General features: G+C 44.4%; 15 protein-coding genes and 1 other annotated feature. Of the genes, 7 read left to right on the top strand and 8 right to left on the bottom strand.

The features are described 5' to 3' along the window. The first annotated feature begins 34 nt into the window (after positions 1–34). On the top strand, positions 35–1,108 hold the full coding sequence (locus L1076_RS18765) for a 3-deoxy-7-phosphoheptulonate synthase (protein WP_038866412.1): 1,074 nt from the start codon (positions 35–37) through the stop codon (positions 1,106–1,108). A 25-nt stretch (positions 1,109–1,133) separates the two neighbouring features. Then, a complete protein-coding gene (tyrA, locus tag L1076_RS18760) occupies positions 1,134–2,261 on the top strand; it encodes a bifunctional chorismate mutase/prephenate dehydrogenase (RefSeq protein WP_038866413.1) in 1,128 nt (375 codons plus the stop codon). A gap of 60 nt (positions 2,262–2,321) precedes the next feature. Here tyrA and L1076_RS18755 read toward each other — a convergent pair whose 3' ends face one another. The 3 genes from L1076_RS18755 to ettA all read right to left on the bottom strand — a co-directional run bounded on the left by L1076_RS18755 (position 2,322) and on the right by ettA (position 5,646). After that, on the bottom strand, positions 2,322–3,323 hold the full coding sequence (locus tag L1076_RS18755; RefSeq protein WP_038876270.1) for a M23 family metallopeptidase: 1,002 nt from the start codon (positions 3,321–3,323) through the stop codon (positions 2,322–2,324). Positions 3,324–3,352: 29 nt separating this feature from the next. Beyond that, positions 3,353–3,721, bottom strand: coding sequence for a PilZ domain-containing protein (locus tag L1076_RS18750; RefSeq protein ID WP_038876273.1), 369 nt, complete (start codon positions 3,719–3,721; stop codon positions 3,353–3,355). A 257-nt stretch (positions 3,722–3,978) separates the two neighbouring features. Further along, a complete protein-coding gene (gene ettA / locus L1076_RS18745) occupies positions 3,979–5,646 on the bottom strand; it encodes an energy-dependent translational throttle protein EttA (protein WP_038866420.1) in 1,668 nt (555 codons plus the stop codon). Between the two features lie 373 nt (positions 5,647–6,019). On the opposite strand from ettA, the gene L1076_RS18740 reads away from it, so the two are divergent. Beyond that, a complete protein-coding gene (locus L1076_RS18740) occupies positions 6,020–7,966 on the top strand; it encodes a transglycosylase SLT domain-containing protein (RefSeq protein ID WP_039973771.1) in 1,947 nt (648 codons plus the stop codon). Positions 7,967–7,979: 13 nt separating this feature from the next. Continuing rightward, a complete protein-coding gene (trpR, locus tag L1076_RS18735) occupies positions 7,980–8,282 on the top strand; it encodes a trp operon repressor (protein WP_038866424.1) in 303 nt (100 codons plus the stop codon). A gap of 99 nt (positions 8,283–8,381) precedes the next feature. Here trpR and yjjX read toward each other — a convergent pair whose 3' ends face one another. The 5 genes from yjjX to L1076_RS18710 all read right to left on the bottom strand — a co-directional run bounded on the left by yjjX (position 8,382) and on the right by L1076_RS18710 (position 13,396). Next, on the bottom strand, positions 8,382–8,915 hold the full coding sequence (gene yjjX, locus L1076_RS18730; protein WP_042605393.1) for an inosine/xanthosine triphosphatase: 534 nt from the start codon (positions 8,913–8,915) through the stop codon (positions 8,382–8,384). Positions 8,916–8,939: 24 nt separating this feature from the next. Then, positions 8,940–10,118 carry a prephenate dehydratase gene (gene pheA, locus L1076_RS18725; protein WP_038866429.1) on the bottom strand — a complete coding sequence of 393 codons (1,179 nt, stop codon included), beginning with the start codon at positions 10,116–10,118 and terminating at the stop codon, positions 8,940–8,942. 13 nt (positions 10,119–10,131) lie between these two features. Further along, positions 10,132–10,253 (bottom strand) — a sequence feature (Phe leader region). A 108-nt stretch (positions 10,254–10,361) separates the two neighbouring features. Beyond that, positions 10,362–10,688, bottom strand: a complete 327-nt coding sequence (gene raiA / locus L1076_RS18720) for a ribosome-associated translation inhibitor RaiA (RefSeq protein ID WP_038868798.1) — start codon at positions 10,686–10,688, stop codon at positions 10,362–10,364. Between the two features lie 369 nt (positions 10,689–11,057). Beyond that, positions 11,058–12,515, bottom strand: coding sequence for a lytic transglycosylase F (locus L1076_RS18715; RefSeq protein WP_038868800.1), 1,458 nt, complete (start codon positions 12,513–12,515; stop codon positions 11,058–11,060). Positions 12,516–12,667: 152 nt separating this feature from the next. Beyond that, a complete protein-coding gene (locus tag L1076_RS18710; RefSeq protein ID WP_038874006.1) occupies positions 12,668–13,396 on the bottom strand; it encodes an outer membrane protein assembly factor BamD in 729 nt (242 codons plus the stop codon). A gap of 136 nt (positions 13,397–13,532) precedes the next feature. Here L1076_RS18710 and rluD point away from each other — a divergent pair, with 136 nt between their 5' ends. The 3 genes from rluD to clpB all read left to right on the top strand — a co-directional run bounded on the left by rluD (position 13,533) and on the right by clpB (position 17,962). Further along, on the top strand, positions 13,533–14,510 hold the full coding sequence (rluD, locus tag L1076_RS18705; RefSeq protein WP_038874005.1) for a 23S rRNA pseudouridine(1911/1915/1917) synthase RluD: 978 nt from the start codon (positions 13,533–13,535) through the stop codon (positions 14,508–14,510). A 1-nt stretch (position 14,511) separates the two neighbouring features. Further along, positions 14,512–15,240 carry a peptidoglycan editing factor PgeF gene (gene pgeF, locus L1076_RS18700; RefSeq protein ID WP_038882442.1) on the top strand — a complete coding sequence of 243 codons (729 nt, stop codon included), beginning with the start codon at positions 14,512–14,514 and terminating at the stop codon, positions 15,238–15,240. Between the two features lie 148 nt (positions 15,241–15,388). Further along, complete coding sequence (gene clpB, locus L1076_RS18695) at positions 15,389–17,962, top strand: ATP-dependent chaperone ClpB (protein ID WP_237304276.1); 2,574 nt, start codon at positions 15,389–15,391, stop codon at positions 17,960–17,962. The last annotated feature ends 323 nt before the right edge of the window (positions 17,963–18,285 follow it).

The raw sequence follows: 18,285 nt of genomic DNA, 5'->3' as shown, positions 1-18,285 counted from the left end.
GTTGGGTGTAAAAAATAATATACAGGTCAAGGTTATGCAAAGAAGTGAATTGAGCAACATTAACATCTGCGAAGAACAAGTTCTTATCACGCCTGAGGAGCTAAAAGTTAAGCTTCCTCTAAGTGAAAAGGCCCGTCGTTTTATCCAAGATTCTCGTCAAACCATCGCTGATATCATTCACAAAAAAGATCATCGTCTACTCGTTGTATGTGGACCATGTTCTATCCATGACGTAGACGCTGCGAAGGATTACGCCAAGCGTTTAAAAGCACTTTCAGAACAACTAAGCGACCAACTGTATATTGTTATGCGTGTTTACTTTGAGAAGCCTCGAACCACGGTTGGTTGGAAAGGCTTGATCAATGACCCACACCTAGACGGCAGCTTCGACATTGAACATGGCCTGCATGTTGGTCGTGAACTGTTGGTTGAACTCGCTGAGATGGATATTCCGCTGGCAACAGAAGCTCTTGACCCAATTAGCCCACAATACTTGGCAGATACGTTTAGTTGGGCAGCGATCGGCGCTCGTACGACTGAGTCACAAACACACCGTGAGATGGCAAGTGGTCTCTCAATGCCTATCGGCTTTAAGAATGGTACGGACGGTAGCTTGGCAACGGCGATCAACGCAATGCAAGCGGCTTCTTCTAGCCACCGTTTCATGGGTATTAACCGTGAAGGTCAAGTAGCGCTTCTGACTACGCAAGGCAACCCGAATGGTCATGTGATTCTTCGTGGTGGTAAGCAGACCAATTACGACTCAGTATCCGTTACTGAGTGTGAGCAAGAGATGGCGAAGTCCAACCTTGATGCGTCCTTGATGGTGGATTGTAGCCATGCGAACTCACGTAAAGATTACCGCCGTCAGCCGTTAGTTGCAGAAGACGTGATTCACCAGATTCGAGAAGGCAACACGTCGATCATTGGCCTGATGATTGAAAGTCATATTAATGAAGGTAATCAATCTTCAGACCTTACTCTCGAAGAGATGAAATACGGTGTTTCAATTACCGACGCGTGTATCAATTGGGATTCAACTGAGGCACTATTACGTCATGCACACGAAGAGCTGGTGCCTTTCTTAGAGAATCGCCTTAAAGGCTAAAACGGAACTTATTTAAGGAACATCAATGGCAGTTGAACTTAACGCATTGCGCGATCAGATTGATGCAGTCGACAAGCAAATGCTAGAGCTACTCTCTCAGCGTTTAGCGCTAGTAGAGAAAGTGGGTGAAGTAAAAAGCGAACACGGTTTGCCAATTTACGCCCCAGATCGTGAGGCGGCAATGCTGGCATCACGACGAGCTGAAGCTGAAAAAATGGGGATCCCTCCACAGCTGATAGAAGACATTCTTCGTCGAACAATGCGTGAGTCTTATGCCAGCGAGAAAGATTCCGGTTTTAAGTGTTTGAACCCAGAATTGCGCTCAGTCGTTATTATTGGTGGTAATGGCCAGTTAGGTGGTTTGTTCGGACGTATGTTCAAACTGTCTGGATACCAAGTGAAAGTCTTGGGCAGTAAAGACTGGGAGCACGCTGACGAAATCTTAAAAGACGCTGGCCTGGTGGTCGTGACTGTACCAATCCATTTAACTGAAGGTGTGATTGAAAAGCTCGGTAACCTGCCACAAGATTGCATTCTTTGTGATCTGACTTCTATCAAGTCCAAGCCACTGCAAGCAATGTTAAATGTACACTCTGGCCCGGTTGTTGGTCTCCATCCAATGTTTGGTCCTGATGTGCCAAGCTTAGCGAAACAGGTGATTGTGTACTGCGATGGTCGTGAGAATGAGCAATACCAATGGCTACTGCAACAGTTTGGTATTTGGGGCGCAAGCTTGTGCCAGATCGATGCGCAAGAGCACGATCATGGTATGACTTTGATTCAGGCGCTACGTCACTTTACTTCCTTCGCTTACGGTATGCACCTAAGCAAAGAAAACCCTAATATTGAACAATTGTTAAAGCTGAGCTCGCCAATTTACCGCTTGGAGCTAGCGATGGTAGGGCGTCTGTTTGGTCAAGACCCAAATCTATACGGTGACATCATTCTTTCATCACAAGAAAACATCGATATGATTAAGCGTTTCCACCAACGCTTTGGTGAAGCTTTGTCTGTTTTAGACAGTAAAGACAAGGCTGAGTTTGTCGAAAGCTTCGAGCAAGTGAGCGATTGGTTTGGTGAGTACTCTCAGCAATTCATGAACGAGAGTCAGAACCTACTTAAGCAAGCGAACGATAATATCCATCGTGGCTAATTCCCTATTTTAGATGCAAAAAGAGCAGCACATTGGCTGCTCTTTTTTGTTTGAAAATAATCAGTTGGTCGATGTACCACTGTTGTCTTCACTTGATACCGTGCTAATACTCGTATCTCGGTATGGCGAATTGGTTAGATTGATTTGCAGACGAACCACGTTATCGATCAACTGAACCAGAGGACCCCATTTTACCATCTTTTCTTTCTCGAACACGGAGTTAAAGTTCTCTGGTGTCCAATCCATTAAGTAGCGCGGGTTTAGCGTACGCCCAAGAAAGCGTACTTCGTAATGAAGGTGTGGCCCAGTCGAGTTACCTGAATTACCACATTTCGCTATTACATCGCCTTTACTGACAAACTGGCCATTTTTCACGCTGAATTTGTTCAGATGAGCGAATGAGCTTGAGAAACCAAATGAATGACGGAGTGTAAGGTAGTTACCGTATCCACGATTACTTGGTCGCACCGTTTCTACCACACCATCCGCTGGGGCTAAGATTTCTTCGCCGCGTTTACATGTAAGGTCGATGCCTGTATGCACATGACGTTTGCCAGAAATAGGGTTAATCCGACTGCCATAAGGGGAGGAGATACGTTGGTAAGTCATCGGACTGTCGTTTGGAATTAAACGGAACATCGTTGCGCGCACTGCTGAATCAATGGCTGCGGCATCAATACGCTCTTCTAGGGCAACGTTGTACTCTTCGCTTTCAAGCTCTTCGTCAGCGAGACCGAGAACCGACTCCACATCATATACACGCTTACCTAGCAATTGAATCTGATTGTTTTTGTCAGTTAAAGATTGAGAAAGAGAGTGGTTCGTATCAAGTTGTTCTTCATACAGTGCCGTGATCTCCGCTTTTTCACCTTCCAGCTTTGCGATGGTTTGGTTTAGCGTCTCTTGATTGTATGTTTGTTGTTGATTCAAATACCAAGCGCTACCAACGACGGCAGGCAAAGCGATGACTGACACACATACTGCAAGGATCGAAAGGCGACCCACATAAAATTGCTGATTCCCATCTTTTGTTGGGATCTGCATGATGATTTTTTTAGACATAGTTATTGTTACTAAAGCAGGCGTTCAATTTATTCTTCCCCCAAATCAGAAAGGTATTCTAACTCTCGATTCAGCAGCTCGTTATTGCCTACGTTTAACTCTATAAATCGTTTTAATTGGCTAATACTGTCGATGTCTATGTTGATGATCTTCAGCCGGATCTCGTTACTTGCAACAGCGATGATATCAGCGGTTAACTGCATCACCTGTTCTGATTGAGCGAACGAGAATGCGACTTCTACCGGTAGTGACGACTCAAGTGAGTTTGCATTTTCAGCTCTTAACAATAAACCATGTAATGAGAGATCTTGAATCGTGGCTTGTAGTGCCAAGTCACTTTGTTCCACTAAAGCAGAAACTTGGTAGATGATGCGTGAAAAGCGTCGTCTCTCCGTCATAGAGCTTTCTCATATAGTCGTCGAATCTGTCGATGACTATATCAAATAGAACAAAAATTGTTCAATTGTTGTTCTTAAAATGTCGAGGTAGCACGGAGTTACGATTGCTAAAGGTCAAGCTCTTAATTGAAAAAATGCCAATCTGAGCCATTTATGCAACACATACAACAAAGGCCGCTATGATAGCGACCTTTGTACGAATTACAAGCAAAGGTGAGTGTAAGGTGATATACCGCACACTCATCTTATAAACGAAATTACTTCGATACGCGCTTGTATTTGATACGATGTGGTTCAGCGGCTTCAGGACCAAGCGTCTTCTTCAGCCATTCCATATACTCGTTGTAGTTACCTTCGTAGAAGTTAACTTGGCCTTCATCGCGGTAGTCGATGATGTGCGTTGCGATACGGTCTAGGAACCAACGGTCGTGCGAGATAACCATGGCACAACCAGGGAACTCAAGCAGCGCTTCTTCAAGTGCACGTAGTGTTTCAACGTCAAGGTCGTTGGTTGGCTCATCGAGTAGTAGTACGTTACCGCCGGCTTTAAGCAGCTTAGCAAGGTGCACACGGTTACGCTCACCACCAGAAAGCTCGCCGATAACTTTCTGTTGATCTGAGCCTTTGAAATTAAAGCGAGAACAGTAAGCACGTGCAGGGATTTCGAAGTTGTTGATCTTGATGATGTCAGCGCCTTCTGAGATCTCTTGGAATACCGTGTTTTTATCGTTCATTGAATCACGGAACTGCTCAACAGAAGCCAGTTTCACAGTGTCACCCAGTTCAATCGTACCCGAATCAGGTTGTTCAGTACCGCTTAGCATCTTGAATAGGGTTGATTTACCCGCACCGTTGGCACCGATGATGCCCACGATGGCACCCTTAGGCATGCTGAATGATAGATCATCGATAAGAACGCGACCGTCGAATGACTTAGTCAGGTTGTTCACTTCGATAACTTTATCACCTAGACGCTCACCTGGCGGGATGAACAGCTCGTTAGTTTCGTTACGTTTTTGGTGGTCAGTGTTTTGTAGCTCTTCAAAGCGCGCCATACGTGCTTTAGATTTCGCTTGGCGACCTTTAGGGTTTTGACGAACCCATTCAAGTTCTTTCTCGATGGTCTTTTGACGAGCTTTTTCTTGCGACGCTTCTTGTTGTAGGCGCGCATCTTTTTGCTCTAGCCAAGAGGTGTAGTTACCTTCCCATGGAATACCTTCACCACGGTCAAGTTCTAGGATCCAACCCGCTGCGTTATCTAGGAAGTAACGGTCGTGGGTAATCGCAACTACAGTACCAGTGTAATCAACTAGGAAGCGTTCTAGCCATGCAACAGACTCAGCATCCAAGTGGTTGGTTGGTTCGTCGAGCAGTAGCATGTCTGGTTTTTCTAAAAGAAGACGACAGATAGCCACACGGCGACGCTCACCACCAGATAGGTGTTGGATTTTTTGATCCCATTCAGGAAGACGAAGTGCATCAGCAGCACGTTCTAGCGCGTTGTCTAGATTGTGACCATCTTTCGCTTGAATTAGCGCTTCTAGTTCACCCTGTTCTTTTGCTAGAGCATCAAAATCGGCATCTGGTTCTGCATACGCTGCATATACCGCATCCAAGCGCTTAAGTGCGCCAGCAACATCTGCAACAGCTTCTTCAACGATTTCACGAACGGTTTTTGACTCGTCCAGAACAGGCTCCTGCGGTAGGTAACCTACGTTTAGGCCCGGTTGTGGGCGTGCTTCACCATCGATATCGGTATCGATACCCGCCATGATACGTAGCAGCGTAGATTTACCCGCACCGTTCAGACCTAGAACACCGATTTTTGCACCAGGGAAGAAGCTTAGAGAGATGTCTTTAAGAATTTGACGCTTAGGTGGCACAATTTTGCTCACCCGCGACATGGTATATACGTATTCAGCCATTGCCGATCGTTCCTAAATTAACTGTCATTCAAAGGCTCTATTTTATACCAACTCCTTCAGTTTTGTTACCGCATTGCAAGAAATTAGCATCTTGTGTGATTTCTTCTTCATCGCTGACCGGAAACTCTCAACTTTAGGGTATACACTTTTCTTGTTCGTCTTTAAATCAAAGCCAACAGTTCATTTAGTTGGATGAATTGATGGGAATCTATTTGTCTTAAAGGGTTCTAAAGTTTTACGAGTACAACATTTATTACATCAAGTCGCTTTACAATAAGCACTTATTACGGTGTAAATAGATGCATATGCTTTATTGCTTACTACGTTTGTATTCACCAGTGGTAAAGCATGAAGAGAGAAACGTCTGGGGAAAATGACGCACATGAAATTCAACGTAACTGAATTGGCTAAAAGAGTATGCTACGCAGCCGCTTTATGTGCGGTAAGCGTGTCGGCAAACGCGACGCTGAGCCTAGAAAAGCAGCGTCAAGTCTATGAGCAGGCACAAAATTTATTAGACAAGAATGACATTGATGGCTACTTGTCTATTCGTTCCAAAATCGCTGATTATCCACTCACTCCTTATGTGGACTATCGGGTATTTCTGAGGCAATTATCGAGCAAGTCACCACAACAGGTAGATGCGTTTATTAGTGAACATGAAGCTTTTCCATTCTCACGTCGTATTCGCGCCCCGTATCTAGATAACCTTTATCGCCAGAAAGATTGGAAAACCATTACCGAGTTCCAGAAAGTTGAGCCAAGTGGTGAGCGTTATCAGTGTATTTTTTATGTCGCTCAGCTAGAACAAGGGAAACAAGTCGCGGCCTTTAAAGGTGCTGAGCACATGTGGTTACGCGGCAAGAGTATTGCTGATGAATGTGACCCACTGTTCTCTGCATGGGACAAAGCGGGTGAACGTACAGATGACATGATTTTACAACGCATGTTATTAGCATTTGATGCGCGTAATGGCGGGCTAATGGCCTATCTGCAAAAGTTGCCTACATCGGCCAAAGCTCAGCAGCAAGCCAAAGCGATGAAGGCATTGTTCGATAAGCCTGAAAATGTGGCGGAGTTTGCCAAGAAGCAACAAGCGAATGACTTTAATCGAACTCAAGCAGAATTCGCATTAGAGAAACTGGCTCGAAAAAACACCAAGCAAGCGCAAGATGCTTATGCGACCGTAGTGAAAGGGCAAAAGTTCTCTCCAGAAAAGGCTCAAGCACTGGCGGATTACATTGCGATTCGTTTGATTCGTACTGAATCAGATTCATTGGCGAAGTGGCGCGATGACAAAACAAAAACCAGTAAAAACCTACCTCTGATTGAAAGTCGTATTCGTTTATCGATTCAAAATGGCGACTGGCAAGGGGTAAAAAAATGGATTGCAGTGCTTAATGATGAAGAGCAAGCATCACTTCGGTGGCAATACTGGTTAGGGCGCAGTGAAATCGCATTGGGTGATGAAGTCGCAGGCAAGCAACGTTTAGCAAAACAGACTGGCCAGCGTAACTTTTACAGTGTGGCCGCAGCGAATGCGATTGGTCAATCGATCAAGTATCCATCAAGCTCTGTTAAGCTCGATAAGAAAGCTATTCAGCCATATCAAAAATCGCTGCTTCGTATTGAAGAGCTGATAGCAACCGACAAGATCGCTGCGGCGAAGAGTGAATGGACACATTTGCTCCGTCGTGTTGGTAAAGAGGAAAAAACGCAACTTGCCGCTTTTGCCGCGTCTAAGCATTGGCATAACTTGACGGTTATTGCGAGTATTCAAGCTCAGATGTGGGATAACATTCCGTTGCGATTCCCTGTCGCGCATCGCTGGTGGTTTAACTTTTACGCTGAGAAACACAATATCGACCCAATCACAATGATGTCTTTGGCGAGACAAGAGAGTGCACTTGATTCTGAAGCGCGCTCTCCGGTTGGAGCTCGTGGTCTGATGCAGATTATGCCTGCGACGGCTAAGTACACGGCAAACAAGTACAAGCTGAAATATCAAGGTACGCAAGATCTCTACAATGTAGGTAAGAACATTGAAATTGGTAGCCATTACTTACAAGGCTTAATGGAAGATTACGATAATAATCGTATTTTTTCGCTCGCTGCTTATAATGCAGGGCCTAACCGAGTAAAAATGTGGCGAGAGCGAACTCAAGGAAAAGTGGATGCTTATTCCTTTATAGAGGCGATTTCATTTAAAGAGACGCGTGGGTATGTACAGAACATTTTGATGTTCGAAACGTACTACCGCGACCTTTTAGGTGTCGACGGTTCGTTCTTGACCCAAGAAGAGATCAATACCAAGTATTGAGTGAGGTAACTTGATGTCACATGAACCTGAGTACAAAGACTGGCAACAGATTGTCGAGTTAATCCGTTCAAGTGTGGACAATCAGCAACACGAAATGTTGTTGACCATGCTAATGACACCGGATGAGCGAGAGTCACTGACCGCACGCGTTAATATTCTCAACGAGTTGCTAAAAGGTGAGCTCTCACAGCGTCAAATCAGTCAAATGCTTGGGGTTGGTATTGCGACAATTACCCGTGGCTCTAACGAGTTAAAGTCAAAGTCCGATGTCGACAAAGACAAACTTAAGACATTATTAGAGCAGGGCGCTCAATAATCTTTGAGTTACGGACAGCAAAAAGGGCGGAATATCCGCCCTTTTTAATACGTACTTTACTCGACTATCAGCTTCAGACTCTTAATAAGAGCCACATAGCTATAGGTTTGCAGGGAAATGTTCAGGGTTGGTAAAAGGAATCAACGCCAGAATCAAAGCTTGGTGGTAGACCGAACTGCGCGTCAGTTGGTTTTGAGTTAACAGGCCAATTGCGCCACCTTTTTGTTTGATGTTGTCAGTACCAAATACTTCATCCATTACATCACCCAGTTCATTGGCATGTTCAAGTTTTTCTAGCACTTTTGGTGGTAGCATCAAACTTGCTGAACGCGACTCTCCACGATGAGTCTCGGATTCAATCACCATCCAAGCAAATGTAACTTTTCCTTCAATACCCGCTTCTAAACCAATATAGAAATCAGCATTCGGCATCTCAGTTTTAGCATTGCGAACACGATTTAAAGCACCTCGGCGTGTTTCATCATTGGTCATTGGCTGGTCTGAAACTTCACTCGGGACACTGACTCCGAAAAAGTTAAAACGTTGTTCAGGGAAAGCACTTTGAAAAGCACTCTCTACGGCTTTAATTTTTGCAGGGTTGAGTGAAGCGATAACGACTTTTTGGTCTACCATGATCTTTTTACCTATCGATGTCTATTAACCCAATTTTACTTGAGTGGGTTTTACGTTCTCACTTGGGTAACATCCTAATACTTTCAGGTGTTTAGTTATCTTGGTGAGCTCATCGAGCACATGCTGCATGGCGGTGGAACCAAGGTGTGATTCTAAATCAACATAGAACATTTCTTCCCATGGGTTACCCATGATCGGACGGGACTCTAACTTAGTCATGTTGATACCGAAACGTTGCAGTACTAACAGGGTCTCGACTAAAGAACCTGCCTCTTGAGAGGTAGACATAATCAATGTGGTTTTTGCCGGTATCTGTGTGGAGACCTCGACAGGTTTACGAGCAACCACAATAAAGCGGGTATGGTTTTCAGTTTGGTTCGCGATGTTGCCTTGGATCGCTTGTAAGCCATAGAGCTTACCACTGGAAGCATTACCGATAGCGGCGACATCATCACGGCCCAATTCTTGTACCTTTTGCATCGCATCGGCTGTGCTCGCACAAGATTCGAGTTGAACGCCTTTCATTCTACTAAGGAACTCACTGCATTGCTGATGGGGCTGCGGGTGAGAGTAAAGCGTTTTGATGTTCTCTAGACGAATGTCTTTGGTTGCAACAAGGCAATGCTCAATCGGTTGAGTCAGCTCTCCTACGATATAAAGTGTTGTGTGTTGTAGAAGGTCGTAGACTTCGTTAATTGAACCAGAACTGGTGTTTTCAATTGGTAGAACACCATAATCAGCATGGCCAGATTCAACGGTCTGAGTTACTTCTTTGAAGTGCTCGCAGTTGAGTTCAATTAGCTCTGTATTTTTACGACTGAAGTACTCACGACTAGCTAAGTGAGAGTAAGATCCTTTAGCTCCTAAGAAAGCCACTCGTGCTAATGGTTTACGACTTTGCTGAGGGTTGACTAGGTTCTGTAGATAGCTTTGTTGCAAAAGCACCGAATCTTCGATGATCGTATGGAAAAGTTTGGTGATGTACTGAGCGTCGAGTTCGTATTTATCACGGCCGTTGGTAATCAGTTTTACTAGTAGTTGTTGTTCACGGACAGCATCACGAACAGGTTTTGATGTTTGGACTTTGCTTTTTGCTACTTCAATGCTGAGCTTACGACGTTCAGACAGCAAGCTTAAAAGCTCGTCATCAAGCTCATTCAAACGTAAACGAATTTCATCCAGGGAAATAGGTTGGTCAGTCATCAATTCTTTCCTTATAAAAAAAGCCTCCCGATTCGGGAGGCTTTCTGTTTGTTTTTGACTTTTCTTTCACAAACGAGTTAGCCCCTCCAACTATGGAAGGAAAAAGAAGTCAAAAAGAAACAGGTGAGTCAAATGCATAAATAGTGCTTAATTTGTGAGTGTTTAAACACAATAAGCAAGCAGGCGGGGAGCGTCAAGCAAAAAAATAGCGCCTTACGGCGCTACTTCCTCGATCTGGTCGGTTTACTCTTCTTCTTCCACTAACTCTGGCTTGCTAGCACGTCGAGCTTCAGGTTTGTGGGTCAGCTTATTCAATTGTCGTTCTAGTTTTTGCTCCACTTCGTTGATAGCTGCGTAAAGATCTTCGTGAGTAGCTGAGGCGATTAGTTGCCCTTTAGGAACCGTAATAACGGCTTCGAATTTCTTCTGTTTGTTTGGTTCCTCACTGAAAGTTGCTTGGCATCCGATGATGTCTACTTGCCATTTCTCCAGCTTTTTAAATTTGCTCTCAATATGAGCTCGGATTGCAGAGGTGATTTCGATATTTTTACCAGTGATGTTCATTGTCATAAATGTTTTTCCTCTGTTTCATCCCTCATGGGTTGAATTCAGATTACCGCTCTGAGGATAAAATAATGTGATATAGATCACTATTTTGAGTGGTTTTTTATAGGTGGGAAGTGAATGTGATCTTTCTCAAGAACTGTTTAGATTTCTGTGAAAATTGCTTGTTATCGGATTCGAAATCATTAGATTGGATAGAGTACTGAGCTGAAAACTATCCCGTTTTTAGGGGAGTTATACGGCCTGTAATTCTAGTTAGTTAAAAATTAACCAGAACAAAGATGTGAATCAGATCACTCTTAAAGTGCATAGTAAGTTAGATTCAAAAACGCCGCTCATGAACTGAGCGGCGTTTTTGGTTTTTTGTTCTCGGTTTTATGGCGTTTGGCTTATTTTCTTCAATGGCGTCATGAACACAGGGTCTTCTGGCGCTAATAAGACGTTGTCCAATGTCTTGGCTAGGTCGAGGCTTTCGAGTTGCTTGTAAATAACGTAGTAGCGGTTCACGTTAGTGACGTATCTGACGGTCTCGCCTAAGCTACGTCGCGTCACCACTTCTACATTGTGAAACCAAACGTTTGGGTCATAACCTTGTTGCGCGGCGCGTTTGCGCATTCTCTCTATATTTCCAGGCCCTGCATTGTATGCGGCAAGCGTTAGGTACAGTTTGTTCTCTTTACTGATTGCTTCATCGCTGAAGTAGTATCGACGTAGAAAGGCCATGTACTTCACACCAGCATGGACATTGTTCTCCAAGTTTCGAACGTTTTTAATGTTTACGTTTGGGTCGCTGGCAGTACTTGGCAGAATTTGCATGATGCCAACTGCACCTCGACTCGATACTAGATTATTGTTAAATCCAGATTCTTGATAGGCCACTGCGGCGATAAGCAGATAATCAAAATCGTATTTCTCTCCATATTTAGAGAATAAGGAAGAGAGCTTTTCTAATTGCGCGATTTTTTTCGGGTTGAGGGCTTTGTTGAGCCAATTAGTATTATCGATATATTTGCCGTAAATCACATTGCCCAATAAGGTGCCGGACCTTGATGTCTTGATGAATTTATTCACCACTTTCTTCAACTCTGGACTATCGTGCCTCATTGCCCATGCTATCTCACCGCCGGTGCGGAGGGGGATTTTGGTATGAGAGCGAATATCATCCATAAAGCTCATCCACAACTTGGCTTTGTGGCTATCAAGAACGATGGCTTTGACATAGCCATTGTTGAGCATTCCCACCAATTCGTAGTCTTGTAGTGTTTCTTCTATGAAATGCACAACAACAGGTGGTAAGCCTTTCTTATTAAGTTGTTTGTTTAATGCCTGAATGCTCTCGAAGTAACTTGAACTGGCACGTACCCATATTTCCTTGCCGCTTAACTGGTCAAGCTTGGTCATTACAGGTGTTTTCTTGTCGGTGATCACCCACTCTTCAATTCCCGTAATGGCAGGATCACTAAAATCAACCAATTTCTTACGTGCGTCGGTAATGGTGAGATTCGCAACAACCAGATCTCCCAACCCTTGTTCTAGGGAAGGAAGCAGCTCATCACGAGATACAGGAATGATTTGAATATTGATCTTAGGTTTGAGTTTGCGTAAATCTCTCTCAAAATGCGCAAGCAACTCAGCGCCAATCCCTTTTGGTTCACCTCCCTCTATGTAGTAGAAACCCAAATCGGCTGATACCAACACGCGCAAGACGTTCTTCTCTTTAATGACATCGAGATCACCTGTGTAAGGGGGCTGTCTCAGAGGGGACAACTCTAAAGCAAATGCTGATGCTGAGAGTAACAGTAGAAGTCCTGTCCATAGCTTTGATAATGCCATGTTCACATCCATGTTGATGGTGAAGGAGAACCTTAAGCATATGTGTCGCTTAAAAAATCATCAAGGTAATGAATGTGGTAACGAGAAAGGATAAAGCAAAAATAAAGAAGGGGGGAACAAAACCGCCACAAGCAAAGCTGTGGCGGTTGGTGTTATTTTACTGGGTTAAGCTTTATCAGCTCTTCCGTTCTGGCAACTGCATCTTTTAGTTCCAGTTGCTTGTAAGCTTCTAACTGAATATCCAGTGACTTGCGTGCTGCTTCAGTATCTGGGAATGCTTTTTGAAGTTCTTGGGCACGGTTAATCGCAGCAATCCAAGCTTCACGGCGTAGATAGAAGTCCGCAGTAGCAAGGTCGTAGTTTGCTAAGCGGTTTTTCAGTGCCACCATGCGTTTTTGTGAATCTTCAGCATATGGGCTGTTTGGGTAACGCTCTAGCAGTTTTTTGAAATCATCAAATGCTTTCTTAACTGGCTCTGGATCTCGGTCACTACGGTCAACGTTGAACAAGTCATGCATAAAGTTACGGTCTTGCGCCATGTGGCTCAAACCACGCATGTACAATACCCAGTCCATTTTTTCATGAGTTGGGTTCAAACGCATAAAGCGAGAAATCGTTGCAAGACCTAATGCTAGGTCGTCGTTTTTGTAGTACGCGTAAATAAGGTCAAGTTGTACCTGCTCAGAGTAGGCACCAAACGGGTAACGCGAATCTAAAGCTTCCAATTTCTCAATAGCAGAAAGCCAGTTACCACTTTGAAGCGACGTTTGCGCGTCAGCATACAGTTCAGAAGGTGGCACATCAGGAACGATTTCTTCTTTGCTTGCACAGCCAAACAGAAGGGATACCGCTAAAAGGCCTGTTAAAGTCTGATGTTTCATATCAGGAGTCTGTTCCTTGAATCTAAATATTTCTTAAGCTGCCGTTACTTTCTTTCCAGTAACAGATACAATGACGTAATAGTCTATTTTTCCACAGTCGTGAGCATTAGTCTCACAGTTTTTAAAAAAGTTCGATATGGCTCAGCAGATTGTTTTAACCAACACCGTAAAAGATAGCCAATTAGGTCAACGTTTGGACCAAGCTATCGCCGAATTATTCGCAGACTTTTCTCGCTCTCGCCTGAAAGAATGGCTTCTTGACGGGAAAGTACAAGTGAATGGTGAAGTTGTCACTAAACCTCGCACCAAAGTTATGGGTGGCGAGGAAATTACCTTGCAAGCCGAGCTGGAAGATGAAGAACGCTGGGAAGCGCAAGATATCCCTCTAGATATCGTCTACGAAGATGATGACATCATCGTAATCAATAAGCCTCGTGATTTTGTTGTTCACCCTGGTGCGGGTACTCCAGATGGTACCGTGCTCAACGCACTATTGCATCATTATCCTGATATTGCAGAAGTACCTCGTGCAGGTATTGTGCACCGTTTGGATAAAGATACGACTGGCCTAATGGTGGTCGCAAAAACCGTTCCGGCGCAAACTCGTCTAGTTCGTGCTCTGCAAAAACGTAACATTACACGTGAATACGAAGCGATTGCTATCGGCCGTATGACAGCAGGCGGTAAAGTGGATAAGCCAATTGGTCGTCACTCTACTAAGCGTACGCTGATGGCTGTAGCACCTCTGGGTAAGCCAGCAGTAACACACTACCGTGTTGCTGAGCACTTCCGCGAGCATACACGCATTCGTCTTCGTCTAGAAACCGGTCGTACACACCAAATCCGTGTGCACATGTCTTACCTGCAGCATCCGCTATTAGGTGATACCGCTTACGGTGGTCGTGCTCGTATCCCAACAGGTGCTTCAGAAGAAGTGACTGCGATGATTCGTGGCTTTGACCGTCAAGCACTGCACGCGGTAATGCTTCGCTTTGAACATCCTATCACTGGTGAAGAGCTTGAGTTCCATGCTCCAGTGCCTGCGGATATGGTCGTCATGACAGAAGCGTTGCGCAAAGATACAGAAGAATACGGTCTACCAGACGAGTTCTAATATGAAGACAGTTATTCCCAACTGGCCTGCGCCTAAGAATGTAAAAGCTTTTTCCTCTACGAGAGTAGGGGGCTTTTCTTCTGCTCCGTATCAAGGGCTTAACTTAGGTGCACACGTTGGGGATGAACTGTCATTAGTTGAAAAAAACCGCGAATGGTTAGCGCAACAGGCAAATATGCCGACCGCACCTATCTGGTTAAACCAAACTCATTCGACGGTTGTCACTCAAGTGAGTGCTCCGACTTTGCAAGTGCTCGATGCGGATGGCATATATACGTGTTCAAGCAATGTTATCTGTTCTGCTATGACGGCAGATTGTTTACCCGTTTTACTGACCAATATGCAAGGTACCCAAGTTGCTGCGGTGCATGCCGGTTGGCGTGGTTTAGCGAATGGTATCATTGAAAACGCATTAGAGTTGTTTTCTGGTGAGGTAATGGCGTGGCTTGGTCCTGCTATTGGACCAAAAGCATTTGAAGTGGGGGAGGATGTCCTCCAAGCCTTTATGGATTTCGACTCACAAGCTCATCAAGCCTTTACCCCTCGTGATGTTGAAGGAAAGTGGTTAGCGGATATGTCCAAGCTTGCAACTCAGCGTCTTAATAAACTTGGTGTCACTCAAGTATTTGATTCAGGTCTATGTACTTTTCAAGACAAAGATGACTTTTATTCCTATCGCCGTGATGGTGTGACTGGTCGACAAGCCACTTTTATTTGGATTGAAGATTAACTCTGACCAAGCGCAAATTCGCTATGATGCATAGCTCTATTTTTGCAAAGCTATCTTTATTGATTCACTCCCTTGAAATTCTCCCTTTGCGTATCCATCTTTCTAACTGTCAAAAGAATTCTCTTAAGTTGAGGTTAGGAAGGAAGATATGCGTCTTGATAGATTCACAAGTAAGTTTCAAATCGCTATCTCTGATGCTCAGTCACTGGCGTTAGGGCGCGATCATCAATACATCGAACCAGTCCATCTTATGGTGGCTTTGCTGGATCAAAACGGTAGCCCAATTCGTCCATTGCTAACAATGTTAGATGTCGACGTTACTCAGTTACGTTCAAAGTTGAGCGAGATGTTAGACCGATTGCCAAAAGTAAGCGGTATTGGTGGTGATGTTCAATTGTCTAGTTCAATGGGGACTTTGTTTAACCTGTGTGACAAGGTGGCTCAAAAGCGTCAGGACTCTTACATCTCATCAGAAGTCTTCTTACTGGCTGCAATGGAAGACCGCGGTCCTCTTGGTCAATTGCTTAAAGAGCTCGGCTTAACTGAGCAAAAAGTTAGCCAAGCAATCGAAAAGATCAGAGGTGGTCAAAAGGTCAATGACCCCAATGCAGAAGAGCTTCGCCAAGCCTTGGAAAAGTTCACGATTGACCTTACCGAACGTGCAGAGCAGGGTAAGCTGGATCCTGTGATCGGTCGCGATGATGAAATCCGTCGAACCATTCAAGTACTGCAACGTCGAACTAAAAACAATCCTGTCATTATCGGTGAGCCGGGCGTGGGTAAAACCGCTATTGTGGAAGGTTTGGCGCAGCGCATCATTAATAATGAAGTTCCGGAAGGTCTACGCGGGCGTCGTGTGCTTTCACTAGATATGGGATCGCTCGTAGCAGGAGCGAAATATCGTGGTGAATTCGAAGAACGTTTGAAATCGGTATTGAATGAATTAGCCAAAGAAGAAGGCAACGTTATTCTCTTTATCGATGAATTACATACTATGGTCGGCGCTGGCAAAGGCGAAGGCTCTATGGATGCAGGCAATATGCTTAAACCAGCGTTGGCACGTGGCGAGCTTCACTGTGTCGGTGCAACAACATTGGATGAATATCGTCAGTATATAGAGAAAGATGCCGCACTTGAGCGTCGTTTCCAAAAAGTGCTGGTGGACGAACCTAGTGTTGAAGATACCGTTGCGATTTTGCGTGGTCTAAAAGAGCGCTATGAACTTCATCATCATGTAGAGATTACCGACCCTGCGATTGTCGCAGCGGCCAGTTTGTCACACCGTTATGTGTCAGACCGTCAATTACCGGACAAAGCGATCGACTTAATTGATGAAGCGGCTTCTAGCATTCGTTTGCAGATTGACTCCAAGCCTGAGTCACTAGACAAGCTAGAGCGTAAGATCATTCAGCTTAAAATCGAACAACAAGCATTAAGTAATGAACATGATGAAGCGAGTGAAAAACGTTTAAATGCACTTAATGAAGAGTTGGATGAAAAAGAACGCGAATACGCGGAGCTTGAAGAAGTGTGGAATGCTGAAAAAGCGGCCCTTTCTGGTACACAACATATTAAAGGTGAACTAGAGCAAGCGCGTATGGACATGGATTTTGCTCGCCGCGCAGGTGATTTAAACCGTATGTCTGAATTGCAATACGGTCGTATTCCTGAACTTGAAAAACAACTCGACCTTGCAACTCAAGCTGAGATGCAAGAGATGACGCTACTACGTAATAAGGTGACGGATAACGAGATTGCAGAAGTACTCTCTAAGCAAACGGGTATACCAGTCTCTAAAATGCTCGAAGCAGAAAAAGAGAAACTGCTCCGCATGGAAGAGGTATTGCACAAACGTGTGATTGGTCAGGCAGAAGCGGTAGAAGTGGTATCGAATGCAATCCGCCGTAGTCGAGCAGGGTTATCAGATCCAAACAAACCAATTGGTTCCTTCTTATTCTTAGGCCCTACGGGGGTGGGTAAAACGGAATTGTGTAAGACACTCGCGAGCTTTATGTTCGATAGCGAAGACGCAATGGTACGTATCGACATGTCTGAATTCATGGAGAAACATTCTGTGGCAAGGTTAGTTGGTGCGCCTCCGGGTTACGTTGGTTATGAGGAGGGTGGTTATCTAACAGAAGCGGTTCGTCGCAAACCTTATTCTGTCATCCTATTAGATGAAGTAGAAAAGGCGCATCCCGATGTGTTCAATATTTTGCTGCAAGTATTGGATGATGGTCGATTAACTGATGGTCAGGGTAGAACGGTTGATTTCCGTAATACTGTAGTGATCATGACATCGAACTTAGGTTCAGCTCGCATCCAAGAGAACTTTGCTACTCTGGATTACCAAGGCATTAAGAATGAAGTTATGGATGTGGTTAGTAAGCACTTCCGTCCTGAGTTTTTAAACCGTGTTGATGAAAGTGTTGTATTCCATCCGCTTGGTCAAGAGCACATAAAGTCGATTGCTTCTATTCAACTGGAACGTCTAGCTAAACGCTTAGAAGAAAAAGGTTACCAATTAGAGGTATCCACAAAAGCCCTCGATTTGATTGCTCAAGTTGGTTTTGATCCTGTGTATGGTGCGCGACCTCTAAAACGTGCCATTCAACAAAATGTCGAAAACCCACTAGCGAAATCAATCTTAGCCGGACAAATATTGCCAGATAAGAAAGTACAGCTGATTGTGAACAATGACCAAGTTATCGCTCACCAGTAATTTCACTAATGCAGTGAAAAGTGAGATGAAGTTCAAGGTTTAGGGGGCAGTAGCCCCCTTTTTGATGCACTTTTATCGGGTTTTGATTGTTTTCTATACGAACGAACCAAAAAGATAAGTTTTTTTGAAAAATAGGGTTGTGTTCCTAAACGAACTCCCTATAATGCGCCTCCGTTGTCACGGGAAAGCAAACAAAGCGAAGCCGAGATGACAAGGTCAGTGAGTTCGAAAGTAACTCACAGAGAAATAACTTAAAAAAGTGTTTGACACGATAAGTTATCTCGCTAAAATGGCCGTCCACTTTGAAGAGAACTTCAGAGTGT

It is taken from the genome of Vibrio sp. MMG023 (assembly GCF_021654215.1).
In the GTDB taxonomy this organism is placed as follows: domain Bacteria; phylum Pseudomonadota; class Gammaproteobacteria; order Enterobacterales; family Vibrionaceae; genus Vibrio; species Vibrio jasicida.
This window is presented reverse-complemented; position numbering and strand designations above follow the sequence as displayed.

What these genes read in the sequence shown, in the direction of transcription:
- L1076_RS18765 (WP_038866412.1), top strand. Translation starts at nt 35, where the DNA reads ATGCAAAGAAGTGAATTGAGCAACATTAACATCTGCGAAGAACAAGTT.
- tyrA (WP_038866413.1), top strand. Translation starts at nt 1,134, where the DNA reads ATGGCAGTTGAACTTAACGCATTGCGCGATCAGATTGATGCAGTCGAC.
- L1076_RS18755 (WP_038876270.1), bottom strand. Translation starts at nt 3,323, where the DNA reads ATGTCTAAAAAAATCATCATGCAGATCCCAACAAAAGATGGGAATCAG.
- L1076_RS18750 (WP_038876273.1), bottom strand. Translation starts at nt 3,721, where the DNA reads ATGACGGAGAGACGACGCTTTTCACGCATCATCTACCAAGTTTCTGCT.
- ettA (WP_038866420.1), bottom strand. Translation starts at nt 5,646, where the DNA reads ATGGCTGAATACGTATATACCATGTCGCGGGTGAGCAAAATTGTGCCA.
- L1076_RS18740 (WP_039973771.1), top strand. Translation starts at nt 6,020, where the DNA reads ATGACGCACATGAAATTCAACGTAACTGAATTGGCTAAAAGAGTATGC.
- trpR (WP_038866424.1), top strand. Translation starts at nt 7,980, where the DNA reads ATGTCACATGAACCTGAGTACAAAGACTGGCAACAGATTGTCGAGTTA.
- yjjX (WP_042605393.1), bottom strand. Translation starts at nt 8,915, where the DNA reads ATGGTAGACCAAAAAGTCGTTATCGCTTCACTCAACCCTGCAAAAATT.
- pheA (WP_038866429.1), bottom strand. Translation starts at nt 10,118, where the DNA reads ATGACTGACCAACCTATTTCCCTGGATGAAATTCGTTTACGTTTGAAT.
- raiA (WP_038868798.1), bottom strand. Translation starts at nt 10,688, where the DNA reads ATGACAATGAACATCACTGGTAAAAATATCGAAATCACCTCTGCAATC.
- L1076_RS18715 (WP_038868800.1), bottom strand. Translation starts at nt 12,515, where the DNA reads ATGGCATTATCAAAGCTATGGACAGGACTTCTACTGTTACTCTCAGCA.
- L1076_RS18710 (WP_038874006.1), bottom strand. Translation starts at nt 13,396, where the DNA reads ATGAAACATCAGACTTTAACAGGCCTTTTAGCGGTATCCCTTCTGTTT.
- rluD (WP_038874005.1), top strand. Translation starts at nt 13,533, where the DNA reads ATGGCTCAGCAGATTGTTTTAACCAACACCGTAAAAGATAGCCAATTA.
- pgeF (WP_038882442.1), top strand. Translation starts at nt 14,512, where the DNA reads ATGAAGACAGTTATTCCCAACTGGCCTGCGCCTAAGAATGTAAAAGCT.
- clpB (WP_237304276.1), top strand. Translation starts at nt 15,389, where the DNA reads ATGCGTCTTGATAGATTCACAAGTAAGTTTCAAATCGCTATCTCTGAT.